General features: G+C 70.8%; 15 protein-coding genes. 8 read left to right on the forward strand and 7 right to left on the reverse strand.

Annotated elements, in window-relative coordinates; all coding sequences use genetic code 11:
* Nucleotides 1–20: 20 nt before the first annotated feature.
* From OG943_RS00935 to OG943_RS00945, 3 genes are read left to right on the forward strand one after another with little or no spacing between them, the layout of a single operon-like run.
* Nucleotides 21–1,940 carry a fumarate reductase/succinate dehydrogenase flavoprotein subunit gene (locus OG943_RS00935; protein ID WP_328607736.1) on the forward strand — a complete coding sequence of 640 codons (1,920 nt, stop codon included), beginning with the start codon at nt 21–23 and terminating at the stop codon, nt 1,938–1,940.
* On the forward strand, nt 1,937–2,689 hold the full coding sequence (locus tag OG943_RS00940) for a succinate dehydrogenase/fumarate reductase iron-sulfur subunit (RefSeq protein WP_328607737.1): 753 nt from the start codon (nt 1,937–1,939) through the stop codon (nt 2,687–2,689). The genes OG943_RS00935 and OG943_RS00940 overlap by 4 nt, the downstream gene beginning before the upstream one ends.
* Nucleotides 2,686–3,312 (forward strand): hypothetical protein, encoded by a 627-nt coding sequence (locus OG943_RS00945; protein WP_328607738.1) that lies wholly within the window; start codon nt 2,686–2,688, stop codon nt 3,310–3,312. Before OG943_RS00940 ends, OG943_RS00945 begins: the two co-directional genes overlap by 4 nt.
* 30 nt (nt 3,313–3,342) lie before the next feature.
* Here the strand turns inward: OG943_RS00945 and OG943_RS00950 are convergent, their stop codons facing one another.
* Nucleotides 3,343–3,786 (reverse strand): hypothetical protein, encoded by a 444-nt coding sequence (locus OG943_RS00950; protein WP_328607739.1) that lies wholly within the window; start codon nt 3,784–3,786, stop codon nt 3,343–3,345.
* A gap of 219 nt (nt 3,787–4,005) precedes the next feature.
* Between OG943_RS00950 and OG943_RS00955 the strand changes: the two genes are divergently transcribed.
* From OG943_RS00955 to OG943_RS00965, 3 genes are all read left to right on the forward strand, one after another.
* Nucleotides 4,006–5,100, forward strand: coding sequence for an amidohydrolase family protein (locus tag OG943_RS00955; protein ID WP_328607740.1), 1,095 nt, complete (start codon nt 4,006–4,008; stop codon nt 5,098–5,100).
* A gap of 143 nt (nt 5,101–5,243) precedes the next feature.
* Nucleotides 5,244–6,290, forward strand: coding sequence for a DUF4037 domain-containing protein (locus tag OG943_RS00960; RefSeq protein ID WP_328607741.1), 1,047 nt, complete (start codon nt 5,244–5,246; stop codon nt 6,288–6,290).
* Nucleotides 6,291–6,336: 46 nt separating this feature from the next.
* Nucleotides 6,337–7,017: a YoaK family protein gene (locus OG943_RS00965; protein ID WP_328607742.1), complete on the forward strand. Its 681-nt coding sequence runs from the start codon at nt 6,337–6,339 to the stop codon at nt 7,015–7,017.
* On the opposite strand, the gene OG943_RS00970 is transcribed toward OG943_RS00965, so the two are convergent.
* The 5 genes from OG943_RS00970 to OG943_RS00990 all read right to left on the reverse strand — a co-directional run bounded on the left by OG943_RS00970 (nt 7,014) and on the right by OG943_RS00990 (nt 11,221).
* On the reverse strand, nt 7,014–7,733 hold the full coding sequence (locus OG943_RS00970) for a class I SAM-dependent methyltransferase (protein WP_328607743.1): 720 nt from the start codon (nt 7,731–7,733) through the stop codon (nt 7,014–7,016). The genes OG943_RS00965 and OG943_RS00970 overlap by 4 nt on opposite strands.
* A gap of 129 nt (nt 7,734–7,862) precedes the next feature.
* Entirely contained in the window at nt 7,863–8,765 is a 903-nt protein-coding gene (locus tag OG943_RS00975; RefSeq protein WP_328607744.1) for an amino acid ABC transporter permease, read from the reverse strand.
* Nucleotides 8,762–9,409, reverse strand: a complete 648-nt coding sequence (locus tag OG943_RS00980; protein WP_328607745.1) for an amino acid ABC transporter permease — start codon at nt 9,407–9,409, stop codon at nt 8,762–8,764. Before OG943_RS00980 ends, OG943_RS00975 begins: the two co-directional genes overlap by 4 nt.
* Nucleotides 9,410–9,494: 85 nt before the next feature.
* The gene (locus OG943_RS00985) at nt 9,495–10,406 is read right to left on the reverse strand and encodes a glutamate ABC transporter substrate-binding protein (RefSeq protein ID WP_328607746.1); all 912 of its coding nucleotides are present in this window, start codon (nt 10,404–10,406) and stop codon (nt 9,495–9,497) included.
* An 86-nt stretch (nt 10,407–10,492) separates the two neighbouring features.
* On the reverse strand, nt 10,493–11,221 hold the full coding sequence (locus OG943_RS00990) for an amino acid ABC transporter ATP-binding protein (protein WP_328611958.1): 729 nt from the start codon (nt 11,219–11,221) through the stop codon (nt 10,493–10,495).
* A 342-nt stretch (nt 11,222–11,563) separates the two neighbouring features.
* Between OG943_RS00990 and OG943_RS00995 the strand changes: the two genes are divergently transcribed.
* Nucleotides 11,564–12,229, forward strand: coding sequence for a response regulator transcription factor (locus OG943_RS00995; RefSeq protein ID WP_328607747.1), 666 nt, complete (start codon nt 11,564–11,566; stop codon nt 12,227–12,229).
* A 3-nt stretch (nt 12,230–12,232) separates the two neighbouring features.
* Nucleotides 12,233–13,636 carry a sensor histidine kinase gene (locus tag OG943_RS01000; protein WP_328607748.1) on the forward strand — a complete coding sequence of 468 codons (1,404 nt, stop codon included), beginning with the start codon at nt 12,233–12,235 and terminating at the stop codon, nt 13,634–13,636.
* 12 nt (nt 13,637–13,648) lie between these two features.
* Here the strand turns inward: OG943_RS01000 and OG943_RS01005 are convergent, their stop codons facing one another.
* Nucleotides 13,649–14,029, reverse strand: a complete 381-nt coding sequence (locus tag OG943_RS01005) for a hypothetical protein (RefSeq protein WP_328607749.1) — start codon at nt 14,027–14,029, stop codon at nt 13,649–13,651.
* Nucleotides 14,030–14,266 lie beyond the last annotated feature (237 nt).

Consider the following 14,266-nt stretch of genomic DNA (forward strand, 5'->3'; position numbering starts at 1 on the left):
CTCTCGAGGTGGCTCTATTCATGACCGAGGTCGAACGGCACAGCTACGACGTGGTGGTGATCGGTGCCGGCGGCGCCGGTCTGCGCGCGGTGATCGAAGCGCGCGAACAGGGTTACAGCGTCGCGGTGGTGTGCAAGTCCTTGTTCGGCAAGGCCCATACCGTGATGGCCGAAGGCGGCTGCGCGGCGTCGATGGGCAACGCGAACTCCAATGACAACTGGCAGGTGCACTTCCGCGACACCATGCGCGGCGGGAAGTTCCTGAACAACTGGCGGATGGCCGAGCTGCACGCCAAGGAGGCCCCGGACCGCGTCTGGGAGCTGGAGACCTACGGCGCGCTGTTCGACCGCACCGCCGACGGCCGGATCAGCCAGCGCAACTTCGGCGGGCACACCTACCCGCGGCTGGCGCACGTCGGCGACCGGACCGGGCTCGAGCTGATCCGCACGATGCAGCAGAAGATCGTTTCGCTGCAGCAGGAGGACTTCGCCAAGTTCGGTGACTACGAGGCGCGGATCAAGGTCTTCGCCGAGTGCACCGTGACCGAGCTGCTGCTCGACGGCGGCGCGGTGGCCGGAGCGTTCGGCTACTGGCGGGAGACCGGCCGGTTCGTCCTGTTCGACGCGCCCGCCGTGGTGCTCGCGACGGGCGGCATCGGCAAGTCGTTCAAGGTCACGTCGAACTCGTGGGAGTACACCGGCGACGGCCACGCGCTGGCCCTGCGCGCGGGCGCGAAGCTGATCAACATGGAGTTCGTCCAGTTCCACCCCACCGGGATGGTCTGGCCGCCGAGTGTGAAGGGCATCCTCGTGACCGAGGGCGTCCGCGGCGACGGCGGCGTGCTGAAGAACTCCGACGACGAGCGGTTCATGTTCGGCTACGTGCCGGACGTGTTCAAGGGCCAGTACGCGGACAGCGTCGAGGAGGCCGACCGCTGGTACGCCGACGCGGACAACAACCGCCGCACGCCGGACCTGCTGCCGCGTGACGAAGTGGCGCGCGCGATCAACTCGGAGGTCAAGGAGGGCCGCGGCTCGCCGCACGGCGGGGTGTTCCTCGACATCGCGAGCCGGCTGCCCGCCGAGGAGATCCGCCGCCGGCTGCCGTCGATGTACCACCAGTTCAAGGAGCTGGCCGACGTCGACATCACCAAGGAGGCCATGGAGGTCGGCCCCACCTGCCACTACGTGATGGGTGGCATCGAGGTGGACCCGGACACCGGCGCGGCGAGCGTGCCGGGCCTGTTCGCGGCCGGCGAGTGCTCCGGCGGCATGCACGGCTCCAACCGGCTCGGCGGCAACTCGCTGTCCGACCTGCTGGTGTTCGGCCGGCGGGCCGGGCTGGGCGCGGCGGCGTACGTGGGCGGCCTCGGCGAGAGCAGGCCGAAGGTCGGGGAGTCCGATGTGGACGCTGCGGCCAAGATGGCGCTGGCGCCGTTCGACCCGCCCGAAGACGGTGTCGCCGAGAACCCCTACACCCTGCACACCGAGCTGCAGCAGTCGATGAACGACCTGGTGGGCATCATCCGCAAGGCCGGCGAGATCCGGCAGGCGCTGGAGAAGCTCGGTGAGATCCGGCAGCGGATCCTCCGCGTGACGGTGGAGGGGCACCGGCAGTTCAACCCCGGCTGGCACCTCGCCGTCGACCTGCGCAACATGCTGCTGGTCAGCGAATGCGTGGCCCGCGCGGCGCTCACCCGCACCGAGAGCCGCGGCGGCCACACCCGTGACGACTATCCGGGCATGGACGCGGAGTGGCGGCACAAGCTGTTGGTCTGCTCCGCCGTCGCGGGGGACAACCCCACGGTGCCGGACGTCGACGTGGCGGTGGCCGAGCAGCTCCCGCTGCGCCAGGACCTGCTGGAGCTGTTCGAGCTCGACGAGCTGGGCAAGTACTACACCGACGGCGAGCTCGAGAGCCACCCCGGGAGGGACTCGTGAGTTACAAGGCCAGTTTCCGGGTCTGGCGCGGCGACGACAGCGCCGGCGAGCTGCAGGACTTCAAGGTCGAGGTGAACGAGGGCGAGGTGGTGCTCGACATCATCCACCGCCTGCAGGCCACCCAGGTCTCGGACCTCGCCGTGCGCTGGAACTGCAAGGCGGGCAAGTGCGGCTCGTGCTCGGCGGAGATCAACGGCAAGCCGCGGCTGCTGTGCATGACGCGGATGTCCACGTTCACCGAGGACGAGGTCGTCACCGTCACGCCGCTGCGCACGTTCCCGGTGATCCGCGACCTCGTCACGGACGTGTCGTTCAACTACGCCAAGGCGCGGGAGATCCCGTCGTTCACGCCGCCGAAGGACCTGCAGCCGGGGGAGTACCGGATGCAGCAGGTGGACGTCGAGCGCTCGCAGGAGTTCCGCAAGTGCATCGAGTGCTTCCTGTGCCAGAACACCTGCCACGTGGTGCGCGACCACGAGGAGAACAAGGAGAACTTCGCCGGGCCGCGGTACCTGATGCGGATCGCCGAGCTGGAGATGCACCCGCTCGACGTCGCCGACCGCCGTGACGCCGCGCAGGACGAGCACGGCCTCGGCCTGTGCAACATCACCAAGTGCTGCACCGAGGTGTGCCCGGAAGGCATCCACATCACCGACAACGCGCTGATCCCGATGAAGGAGCGGGTCGCCGACCGTAAATACGATCCGATCGTCTGGCTCGGCAACAAGCTCTTCCGCCGCGATCGGTGACGGCGGCGCGGGACGAGCTGGCCGGGGCGGTGGTCGCGGCGCTGACCGCGGCCAGTCCCGGCTCCCGTGCGGGCCTGCGTGGTTCGCTCGCGGCCGGAACCGCCGACGCCTACAGCGATATCGACGTGGAGTGGGTGGTCCCGGACGGCCGGCTCACGGCGTGTGCTGCCCAGGTGCGGCCGGTGCTGGAGCGGATCCGGCCGGTCGCCGCGGTGCGCGCTTCGCCGGACTTCTTCCACTCGCCCGTGCGGCGGCTGCTGTTCGTGCGGTTCACCGGTGTGCCGCTGTTCTGGCGGCTGGACCTCGCCGTGCGCGAGGCCTCCGTGCCCGCGGACCCGGGTGAGGACGAGCCGGTTGCGCATGCGCGGGACGACGAATGGTCCCGCCCGGCGAGTGCGCTGGCCAACGCGCTGGGCGCGGTGAAAGCCGTGGCGCGCGGGCGGTTCGAGGACGCGCGTGGCCTGCTGGACCGTGGGTTCGCCCGGATCGACGTAGCCGGCTCCGCGAGTGGGCGGTGGGCGGACGACGTCACGCGGCTGGCTCTCGCGGCCGTGGCTCGGGAACCCGGTTTGACCGCGCTGGCGGAGGAGACGATCCAGCTGGCCGGGGCGGAACTCGGCTGAGCTGCGCCCCGGCGCTGGATCACTTGCCCGTCAGATGTGGTAGTCGACGTTCGCGGCCAGTGCGGTGGGGTTGGCCTTCACCCGGACCTCCAGCATGGACGCCGTGTTCGAGGGCCACTTGATCGTGCCCGTGCCCTTGGTGCCGCAGCTGACCGACTGCCACTTGTCCGGGTTGCGCGCCTTGCTCATGCGAGCCTCGACGCACGCGGACTGGTTGGTGCTCTCCTGCACGCTCCAGTAGACGCGGAGCTTGCCGCTCCAGCCGCTGGCCGGGCTGGTGTACGAGCACTTCTTCGAGACGGGGCCCCACTTCCCGATCACCCCGGAGGCGGTGCCGCTGCAGAGAAACATGGCGCTGTTCGGCGCCGCCGACGCCGGTGCCGCCGCGAAGCCCGCCGAAAGCAGCGAGGTCACCGCGAACGCCGCGACGACGGACGCGATACGGGCGTTTTTGGGCGCGCGCTTTTTCATCATGTTCATACTCTTTCCCCAGATCTCCCAGTGACGGCCGTTCATGATCAACGGCCTGGGGTGAGTATTGCAGCCGTCGCGCCGGAATGCACGTGGTGGGTGGAAAAAGCCCTACGAGCTGGGAAAACAACCAAGGATACGAAGGCTTCTCGTCTTCACTTGATGTTTCGTTAAGGTGAATCGCGTTAAGGTGGGCTCGTGCTCGTGACGAACGTGTCCGTAATGGACGTTGAACACGGTGTGTCCGATCTCGCGAACGTGCTCGTCCGGGACGGTGTGATCCAGGCAGTCGGATCCGATGTGGACGGTCCGGATCCGTTTGACGGCAAGGGTGGGCTGCTGCTTCCCGGCCTGATCGACTGCCATGTGCACGTCGCGTTCCCTGGCCGGGGAGGACTGCCGCGCAGCACCCGGATCCTCGAGGCCGTTCCTGTCCTCAGTGGACTGCTGGCGTGCGGGGTGACGACCGTCCGCGACGCGTGGGGCGCGGACGCCGGGTTCCGGCACGCGCTGCGCGAGGGCTGGATCACCGGGCCGGACCTGCTCGTCAGCCTGCGGCAGCTGTCGCCGACCGGCGGGCTCGGCGACTGGTGGGACGCCGGCACCGGGCGCGAGGACGCGATCGCGGACCCGTCGCTGCCGGACAGCGTGTTCGACGGGCCGGACGAGGCGCGCGCGGCGGTGCGGCGCATGGTGCGGGCCGGTGCGGACTGGATCAAGCTCGGCGCGAGCGGCTCGATGGCTTCGATCCGCGAGGGCCGCAGTGTCGAGCCGACAGACGCGGAGCTGCACGCCGTGGTGGACGAGGCCCGCCGCTGCGGCCGGGATGTGCTGGCGCACGCGCACACCGCGCGTTCGGCCGCGGCCGCCGCCCGCGCCGGGGCGCGCAGCATCGAGCACGGCGTGTTCCTCGACGAGGCCGCGGTCACGGCGATGCGCGAGAGCGGCTGCTGGTACGTGCCCACCCTCGTGCCCACCGCCGACGACCCGGACGCGCGCCGCGCGCACCGGCGTTCGCTGGACCTCGCGCGGGCGGCGGGCGTCCCGATCGCGGCGGGCTCCGACCTCGCGCCCCGGCCGCATGTCGACTTGACGACCGAGCTGCGCCTGCTGTCCGAAGCCGGCCTCGGCCCGGCCGGCGCCTTGCGGGCCGCCACGAGCGAAGCGGCTCGCCTGCTGCGTCTCGACGACCGCGGCCGGATCGAACCGGGCCTGCGCGCGGATCTCTTGCTGCTGCACGGATCGGAGCTGGACGTGACGGATCTCGCGGGCCGCGTCCGCGCCGTCTGGCAGCAGGGACAGCTCGTGGCAGGCTGACTGTGCCGTTTGTTCCCAATCCGGCCACAGTCACGGCGGGATCGGCCGCGCACAGGCCGTCACCATCTGCCCGTGCCCGCCTACTTTTGGCCGGATTGGGAATCCGGTCGTGGTGTGGCAGCTGGATCGGCAGAATCGTCATTGTGGACTTCGTACCCGGGCTCGAACTCTCGCGACGCTTCTACGACGAGGCCGTCCGGCCGGTGCTGGACCGGCATCGGCCCGGCCTGGTGCACACGGCGGCGCTGATCGGGCCCGGTTCGGAGGTGCTCGGCTTCGACAGCGCCCGGTCTGCCGACCACGACTGGGGACCGCGGCTGCTGCTGTTCCCGCAGGAGCCCGAACCGGCGCTCGACGAGCTGCTGGCCCGCGAGCTGCCGCGCGAATTCCTGGGCTACTCCACGCACTTCGCGGACAACGAGGGTGATCCGACCCGGCGGATGGCGCCCGTCGACGGCCCGTTCCGCCACGGCGTCGGCGTCACCGGCCTGAGCGGCTGGCTGTCCGGGCGCCTCGGCTTCGACCCGCTGCACGGCGTCACCCGCGCCGACTGGCTGGCCACGCCCACGCAGGCGCTCGCGGAGGTCACCGGCGGCGCCGTCTTCCACGACGGCCTCGCGCGGCTCGGCCCCGCGCGCCGCCTGCTGGACTGGTACCCCGACGACGTCTGGCGTGAGGTGCTTTCCGGGCAGTGGCTGCGGATCGCCCAGGAGGAGGCGTTTGTCGGCCGTTGTGGCGAGGCCGGCGACGAGCTGGGCTCGGCCGTGGTGGCCGCCCGGCTCGTGCGCGACCTCATGCGGCTGTGCCTGCTGATGGCCCGGCGGTACCCGCCGTACAGCAAGTGGCTGGGCAGCGCGTTCGCCCGTCTTCCGGGCGCGCGTGAGCTGACGCCCGCGCTCACCGGCGCGTTGGCCGCGACGACGTGGCCCGAGCGGGAGAGGTTCCTGGTCATTGCGTACGAAATCGTTGCGGCGCAACACAATGAGCTGGGTCTGACGAAGCCGCTAGACCCGCGGGTGCGGGGGTTCCACAGCCGCCCGTTCCGGGTGCTGGGCGCCGGCCGGTTCGCCGATGCGCTCGCGCCGGGGAGCGTCGGCGCGGTGGACCAGTGGGTGGACAGCACGGACGTGCTGGGCCACCCGGCTCGGACCCGGGCTGTGTCGTCAGCGCTGGCCGCGGACGGGCCGTGAGCAAGTTCGCCGGGTGGTGCGCGGCAGTTGGTGCTGTACTGCTGAGGTGACTGCTTCGAAGCCGCCCCCGCCGCGGGATCTCGTCTGGCTGCTGCTGGCGCTGACGTTTGTCACCGGGGTCGTCGACGCGGTGAGTTTTCTCGGGCTGGGGCGGGTGTTCGTCGCGAACATGACCGGCAACGTCGTCTTCCTGGGGTTCGCCGCGGCGGGGGAGGCGTCGCTGTCGGTGGTCGCTTCGGTGACCGCGGTGCTGGCGTTCCTGCTCGGCGCGCTGGCCGGTGGCCGGCTCATCAACCGCACGGGGGACCGCGGGCACCGCCTGCTGCGGCACTCGACCACGGTGCAGGTCGCGCTGGTGGTCGTGGCCGTGGTCCTCGCGGCGACCGTCGGCGCGAGCGGGCGGCTGGGCAGCGAGCTGCTGATCGTCGTGCTCGGCCTCGCGATGGGCGTGCAGAACGCCGCCGTGCGCCGCATCGACATCCCGGACCTGACGACCACCGTGCTCACCCGGACCCTCACCGGTTTCGCCGCCGACTCGAAGGCCGCGGGCGGCAAGGGGGGCCGTCCGGCGCGGCAGCTGGCGGCCGTCGCGGCCATGCTGGTCGGGGCCTTCGTGGGCGGCCTGCTGCAACTGCACGTCTCGATGTGGGTGGCGTTGCTGCCGGCGCTCGTCGTGCTGCTGGGCGTGCTCGGGATTTTGGTGGCACACCGGGAAAAGACCGCTTAGGGACGCGCGGCCGTCAGCACCGCGAAGGTCGGGCTTTCGCGCAGGGGACGCCAGAAGCCCTCGTCGCCGGGAGGGGTCACGACGGGCTGGCGGCGGACGGTGGTCAGCCCCGTCCGGGCCAGCGCCGCCTCCACCACGCCCGGCGGCCAGAAGAACGACTCGAACTCGAACGGCGGCTCGGTTCCCACGTGGACGGTCGTGCGCGTGCGGCCGTCGACGACGTCGTGCCGGGTCACGGTCAGGCCGTAGCGCGCGTAGTCCGCGAGGACGGCCCAGTCGGCTTCCGGGTTGGGGTGCAGGAGGACCAGCCGTCCGCCCGGGCGGACGTTCGCCGCGAGGCCGGCCAGCATGGTGTCCAGCGCGGCGGGACCCGGCGCGTAACCGACCAGCCAGACGGCGGTGACCACGTCGAACGCGCCGATCACCGGCAGCTTCAGCGCGTCGTGCACCTCGTACGAGATGCCCAGCGGATCGCGCTCCTCCTGGCGCTGGGCGTACCCGACCATCGCGCGCGCCGCGTCCACGCCGAAGACCCGAGACGCGCCGGCGGAGCGGAAAAGCCGGGGGTAGAAGCCTGTGCCACTGCCCACGTCCAGCACCGAGCGGCGGGACAGGTCCCCGGCGGCGGCCAGCACCGTGGCCGCTTCCGCGAGCCCGATGGGGATCCGCTTGACCTCTTCGTAGCGCGCGTTGAGCACTTCGTACTGGTCGGTCACGGCAGCTCCTCGCGGCTCGGGATCCGCGCCGACGACGCTAGCCATCACCGCCCGGGCGCGACAGTGCCGAGACGGAAGAAGCCCCCGGTGGACGAACCACCGGGGGCTTTTCGGGAACGGGGAGCGGACTCAGCTCGAGCCGCCGAGGCCCCCGCCGAAGGCCTGGCCGCCCGCGGCGTTGCCGAGCACGATCTGCTCGGCCTTCCGGTCCGTGGGTTCGATGTGCTTCTTGCTCCGCCGGTTGCGCCGCTCCAGGTACGTCGCGAGCGCGGTCAGCAGCAGGCACATCACGATGTAGATCGCGGCCGCCACGATGGTCGACGGCACGATCGGCCGGGCGAACGCCCCCTGCGAGCCGATGTAACGCGCGTAGTAGAGCAGCTCCGGGTAGGTCACCAGGAAGCCCAGCGCGGTGTCCTTCAGCAGCACCACCAGCTGGCTGATGATCGTCGGCAGCATCGCGCGGATCGCCTGCGGCAGCAGGACCGTGAACATCACCTGGGTCTTGCGCATGCCCAGCGCGTACGCGGCTTCGGCCTGCCCCTTCGGGAGCGAGTTGACGCCCGCGCGGAAGACCTCCGCGAGCACCGAGCCGTTGTACAGGGTCAGGCCGAGCACCACGGCGAACAGCGGCGAGGTGTCGAAGCCGAGCGTCGGCAGGCCGTAGTAGAACAGGAACATCAGGATCAGCAGCGGGATCGCGCGGAAGAACTCGACGATCGCCGTGGAGATGCCGCGGATCCAGCCGTGGTCGGACAGCCGCCCGGCCGCGAAGACCGCGCCGAAGATCAGCGCGAACACCGCGCCCAGTGCGAACGCCTTGAGGGTCGCCACCACCGCGCTCGCCAGGTCCGACTGGACCTGCGCGTACTGCAGCCACTCCCACTTCTGGGCGGTGAACTGCCCGCTGTCGTAGAAGCTGTAAACGACGAACGCGATCAGCGCCAGCACCACGACGATGCCGATCACCGCGTACAGCCGGTGCCGGATCCGCGACTTCGGCCCGGGGACGTCGAACAGGACGTTGTTCATCGGGCCACGCTCCAGCGCTTCTCGAGACTGCGCTGCACGAACGACAGTACGGAGACCAGGATGATGAAGCCGAGCGCCACCCACAGCAGGGCGACCATCTGGTTGTCACCGCGCTCGGAGATGTAACTCCGGATCGCACCGGCCTCGGACACCGAGAACCCGCCGGCGATCGTGCTGTTCTTCAGCAGCGCGATCAGCGTGCTGATCATCGGCGGCACCACCGATCGCAAGGCCTGCGGCAGCACCACCTGGCCGAGGATCTGGCCGAAGTTGAGGCCGAGCGCGCGGCCCGCCTCGGCTTGGCCGACCGGCACCGTGTTGATGCCCGAGCGCACGACCTCGCAGATGAACGCCGAGGTGTACACCGTAAGCGAGACCACGGCCGCCGTGAAGTAGCTGACCTTGACGATGTTCAGCAGCGGGTAGGCGAAGACGAAGAAGGCGAACACCAGGGTCAGCGGTGTGTTGCGGACGATCGTCACGTACGTCGTGCCGATCGCGCGGAACACCGGGACCGGGCTCACCCGCAGCATCGCCAGGATCGTGCCGAAGACCAGGCTGCCGACCGCGGCGATCGCGAACAACTCGATCGTGGTGAGGAAGAACGGACCGAACAGGTCCAGATTGTTGAGCAGGACGTCCATGGGCCCTTCCCCGCGTCCGTGGGCTGGTGGTGGATGTCAAGCGGCCGGTGGCCGGGAGATCCCCGTCCACCGGCCGCTTACCGGGTCAGTACTTGACGATCGTCGGCTTGGTCGCGGTCGAGCCGGACTTGCCGAGGGTGGCGTCGTAGATCTTCTGCCAGGTGCCGTCGTCCAGGCTGGCCTGCAGCAGGTCGTCGATCTTGTCCCGCAGCACCTTGTCGTCCTTGTTCAGGCCGATGCCGTAGGGCTCCTTCGAGAACGGCTCGCCGACGACCTTCAGGGTCTTGTCCTGGGCGGCGTAGCCCTTGAGGATCGCGTCGTCGGTGGTGACGGCATCGACGTCCTTGGTCCCCAGCTTGTCGATGCACTGCGAGTACTTCTGGAACTCGACGATGTTGCCCGGCTCGGTCAGGCCCTGGTCGCGGACCCGCTGGATCGGGGTCGACCCGGTGACCGAGCAGACCTTCTTGCCCTTGAGCGTCTGCGGGCCGGTGATCGAGTTGTCGTCGGCGCGGACCAGCAGGCCCTGGCCGGCCTGGAAGTACGGGCCGGCGAAGGAGACCAGCGCCTTGCGCTTGTCGGTGATCGTGTAGGTGCCGACGTAGAGGTCGACTTGCCCGTTGGAGATCGCCTGTTCACGCGCGGCCGAGTCGACCGTCGTGTACTTGATCTTGTCCTCGCTGAAGCCGAGGCCCGCGGACACCATCCGGGCGATCTCGATGTCGAAGCCGCTGAACTTGCCCGTGGTCGGGTCCTTGAAGCCGAGGCCCGGCTGGTCGTCCTTGACCCCGATGGTGATGCTGCCCGCGGACTTGATCTTGGTGAACACCGGGGAGCCGGCCAGGTCGACGTTCTGCGCGACGGTGTAGGTCGGCAGGGCGGCCGTGTTCGCGCCGCTGGCGTCGCCGCCGGGGCTCGTCGGGGTGCCCTCCTTGCCGCAGGCCGTGAGCAGCAGGCTGCCGGCGAGCAGGCCTGCCGCGAGGGTGCGGATCCTCATCTGAGTGTCTCCTGTATCTGTCGTCGGCACGGCTGTGCTGCCGCTCCGGGGCGGGCGCCGGTGAAGGCGCCGGTGGGGTCGGTCGGTCAGTGGGTGAGGATCTTGCCCAGGAAGTCCTTCGCCCGGTCGCTCTTGGGCTTGGTGAAGAACTCCTCCGGAGTGGTGTCCTCGACGATCTCGCCGTCCGCCATGAAGATGACGCGGTCGGCGGCCCGGCGTGCGAAGCCCATTTCGTGGGTGACCACGAGCATGGTCATGCCGTCCTTGGCCAGGCCGGTCATCACGTCGAGCACCTCCTGGACCATCTCCGGGTCCAGCGCCGAGGTCGGCTCGTCGAACAGCATCACCTTCGGGCGCATCGCGAGCGCGCGGGCGATCGCCACGCGCTGCTGCTGCCCGCCGGAGAGCTGCGCCGGGTACTTGTCGGCCTGGTTGGCGATGCCGACCCGCTCCAGCAGCTCCATCGCGGTCTTGCGCGCTTCGGCACTGGCGGTCTTGCGCACCTTTACCGGCGCGAGCATGACGTTCTCGAGGATCGTCTTGTGCGCGAACAGGTTGAACGACTGGAACACCATGCCGACGTCGGCGCGCAGTGCGGCCAGCGCCTTGCCCTCGGCCGGCAGCGCGACGCCGTCCACCGCGATCTCGCCCGAGTTGATCGGCTCCAGCCGGTTGATCGCGCGGCACAGCGTCGACTTGCCCGACCCGGACGGCCCGAGTACCACCAGGACCTGGCCGCGCGGCACCTCGAGGGTGATCTCCTTGAGTACGTGCAGGTCGCCGAAGTACTTGTTCACGGCGGCCGCCTTGATCATCGGCGCCGCCACCTCCGCGGTCATCTGGCCTCCAGAGCTCGTCTACCTGCTGCTGCGGGACGCCGGTCCCACGTTGATGGCGGAAACCTACCCTCGTCGCCCCCTTTGTAAAGGCCGCTTGAGCAATACTTAGGGTTTCAAGTAGGTATCGACTCGCCGCCGTGCTCAACGGGGTCCGGGTCGGTCTTGTGCTGCTCAGCCTAGCCAAACGGGACGCGATCGCCCGTCGCTGAGGGCACCGGCGTGTCACCGAGGGTAGTTCGCGGTGCCCTTTCGGGCTCGGGTGCGGTGGCCCCCTAGAGTTCCCCGCTACCGTGGGCTGGATCACCGGGGAGGCGAGCGGTGCGGGTGCTGCTGGTGGAGGACGACGACCGGGTCGCGGGCGCCCTCGTGCCCGCGCTGACCCGGCGCGGGCTGGCGATGCAACGCCTGGCGTCCGGTGCCGGGGTGCTCGACCGGGTGCACGAGGTGGACGTCGTGCTGCTCGACCTGGGGCTGCCCGACATCGACGGCGTCGTGCTGTGCCGCCAGATCCGCGCGGTCAGCGACGTCGCGGTGATCGTGGTGTCGGCCCGCGGCGAGGTGGACGACCGGGTGCAGGGCCTGCGCGCCGGTGCCGATGACTACCTGGTGAAGCCCTACGACGTCGAGGAGCTGCTGGCGCGCGTGGAGGCCGTGCGGCGCCGCCGCGGCGAGCGGGCCGGCGTGCCCGAGCCGGTGATCGAGGTCGGCGACGTGCGGATCGACCTGGCGCGGCACGAGGTGCTCGTGGACGGCCAGTCGATCGCCCTGTCCCGCAAGGAGTTCCAGGTGCTCGCCCTGGTGGCGGGCGCACGCGGCACGGTGTGCTCGCGAGAGCACGTGCTCACCGAGGTGTGGGGCCACCGGGGCGCGGCGGAGAGCCGTTCACTCGACGTCCACGTCGCCACGCTGCGCACGAAGCTGGGCCGCCCGGCGCTGATCGAGACCGTCCGCGGCGTCGGCTACCGCCTCGGCGGGCGGGGCTGAGCTGTGCGCGTCCGCCTCCAGGGGATCGTGGTCACGCTCGTCGCGCTGCTCGTGTTCGGCCTGGGCATCCCGCTCGCGCTGAGCATGGCGGGCAGCGCGCAGCAGGACCTCTTCCTGGACCGGCTGACCGACACCGCGCGGTTCGCTTCGCTCGCGCAGCGCCCGCTGCTGGACAACCGGCCCGCGCTGCTGGAGCCGGAGCTGCGCCGTTACACCGAGGTGTACGGCGTGCAGGTCGTGGTGGTGAACCAGGACGACGTCGCCGTGCTCAGCTCGCTCGGCGGCACGGACGCGGAGCGCATCGACTCACGGGCGATCGAGGGCCCGGCGAACGAGGCGCTCGCCGGGCGGCACCCGACGCCCGGCTCGTTGCTGATGCCGTGGGAGACCGAGCCGCTGGTGCTGGCCGAGCCGATCCTCATCGACGGGGAGGTGCGCGGCGCCGTCGTCACGGAGTCGTCCACCGAGCACGTGCGCACGGAGCTGTTGTGGCAGTGGCTGGTGCTAGCAGCGGGCGCGGTGGTCGCGTTCGGGCTGGCGCTGCTGGTCGCCCTGCCGGTGGTGCGCTGGACGTTGCGTCCGGTGCGGCGGCTCGACGAGGCGACCGGCGCGCTGGTGGCGTCGGTGGTCAGCGGCCGGACGGCGGAGCCGGTGGGGGAGAGCGGCGGCCCGCCGGAGCTGCGCCAGCTCGGCCGGTCGTTCGACCGGATGGCCGCGAGCGTCTCGGAGGCGCTGGCCGCACAGCGCGCGTTCGTCGCGGACGCCTCGCACCAGCTGCGGAACCCGTTGACGGCGTTGAAGATCCGGCTCGGCAACCTCGACGGCCAGGTCGGCGACGAGGCCGCGGCCGCCGACCTCGACGCCGCCAGGGTCGACGCCGGACGGCTGCACCAGATCCTCGACGAGCTGCTCTCGATGGCCCGCGCGGAGGCCGCCGGCGGCGAGCTGGTGGCCACGGACCTCGGCGAGGTGGTGGCCGACCGCGTCGCGGACTGGACGGTGGTCGGCGCGGCCCGAGACGTCACCCTGGAGACCTCCGGCGACGCCGCCGGCGTGCGCGTGCTCGTCCCGCCGCGCGGCTTCGAGGTGATCCTGGACGCGTTGCTGGACAACGCGTTCAAGTTCACCGCCTCCGGCACGTCGGTACTCGTCTCGGCGGAACGCGACGGCGACCGCGTCACGCTCGCGGTCCGCGACCACGGCCCCGGCCTGCGCCCGGAGGAGCTGGAACGCGCGATGGACCGCTTCTGGCGCAGCGGCGCCCACCAGAACGTCCCCGGCTCGGGCCTCGGCCTGGCCATCGTCCGCGAGATCGTCCGCCACTCCGGCGGCGAGCTCCGCCTGGACCTCCCGGACGGCGGCGGGCTGCGGATCACCATGGACTTCCCGGCGGCCCCGGCCGTCTGAGCCGGCTCCCGTTCAGGGGCTGGTGAAGGTCACCTCCGGGAACGCCGCGCTGGGGCCGTTGAGCAGCGGCTGGGGCAACCCGTTGAGCTGCCGCTGGAAGAACGCGCCGACGTAGGTGGCGGTGATCGTGATCGACCGGGGAGCGTTCGGGATGGGCAGCGCGCCGCTTTCGTTGACCAGGTAGTCCAGGTCGGTGAACGAGTAATGGTCGGCTCCGGCGACCGTGAGCCACCGCTTCCAGCCGTGCAGGTTCGGCCAGCCGGCGGTCCAGCTCGGCACGAGCTCCGGGCTGCTCGGGTCCGCCGCCGCGACCAGCAGGACCGGGCGGTGGCCGAGGCCGGTGGCGGGCACCGGCGGGGTGATGGGGCTGTCCAGGTTGGCGCCGGCCAGCACCCGCCGGTCCGGTGAGTTCGGTCAGCAGGAAGGACACGTCCTGGGCGCGGCTGGTCGCGACCTGCGCATGGCTGATCGTGCCGGCGTCGAGCTCGTCGCACGCCACGCAGGGCAGCACGCCGCCGGGGAGTTGAGTGGCCACCGATTCGTAGGCGTGGTCGACGGTGCGGATAGCGGCCGGGCAGGGGCAGGGCGTCAGCGCGCGTCCCGGTGCAGGTGGCGGCGAAAGTGGACGGC

Origin of the sequence: Amycolatopsis sp. NBC_00345 (genome assembly GCF_036116635.1) — a bacterium.
In the GTDB taxonomy this organism is placed as follows: Bacteria; Actinomycetota; Actinomycetes; order Mycobacteriales; family Pseudonocardiaceae; genus Amycolatopsis.

What these genes read in the sequence shown, in the direction of transcription:
- OG943_RS00935 (WP_328607736.1), top strand. Translation starts at nt 21, where the DNA reads ATGACCGAGGTCGAACGGCACAGCTACGACGTGGTGGTGATCGGTGCC.
- OG943_RS00950 (WP_328607739.1), bottom strand. Translation starts at nt 3,786, where the DNA reads ATGATGAAAAAGCGCGCGCCCAAAAACGCCCGTATCGCGTCCGTCGTC.
- OG943_RS00955 (WP_328607740.1), top strand. Translation starts at nt 4,006, where the DNA reads ATGGACGTTGAACACGGTGTGTCCGATCTCGCGAACGTGCTCGTCCGG.
- OG943_RS00975 (WP_328607744.1), bottom strand. Translation starts at nt 8,765, where the DNA reads ATGAACAACGTCCTGTTCGACGTCCCCGGGCCGAAGTCGCGGATCCGG.
- OG943_RS00980 (WP_328607745.1), bottom strand. Translation starts at nt 9,409, where the DNA reads ATGGACGTCCTGCTCAACAATCTGGACCTGTTCGGTCCGTTCTTCCTC.
- OG943_RS00985 (WP_328607746.1), bottom strand. Translation starts at nt 10,406, where the DNA reads ATGAGGATCCGCACCCTCGCGGCAGGCCTGCTCGCCGGCAGCCTGCTG.
- OG943_RS00990 (WP_328611958.1), bottom strand. Translation starts at nt 11,221, where the DNA reads ATGATCAAGGCGGCCGCCGTGAACAAGTACTTCGGCGACCTGCACGTA.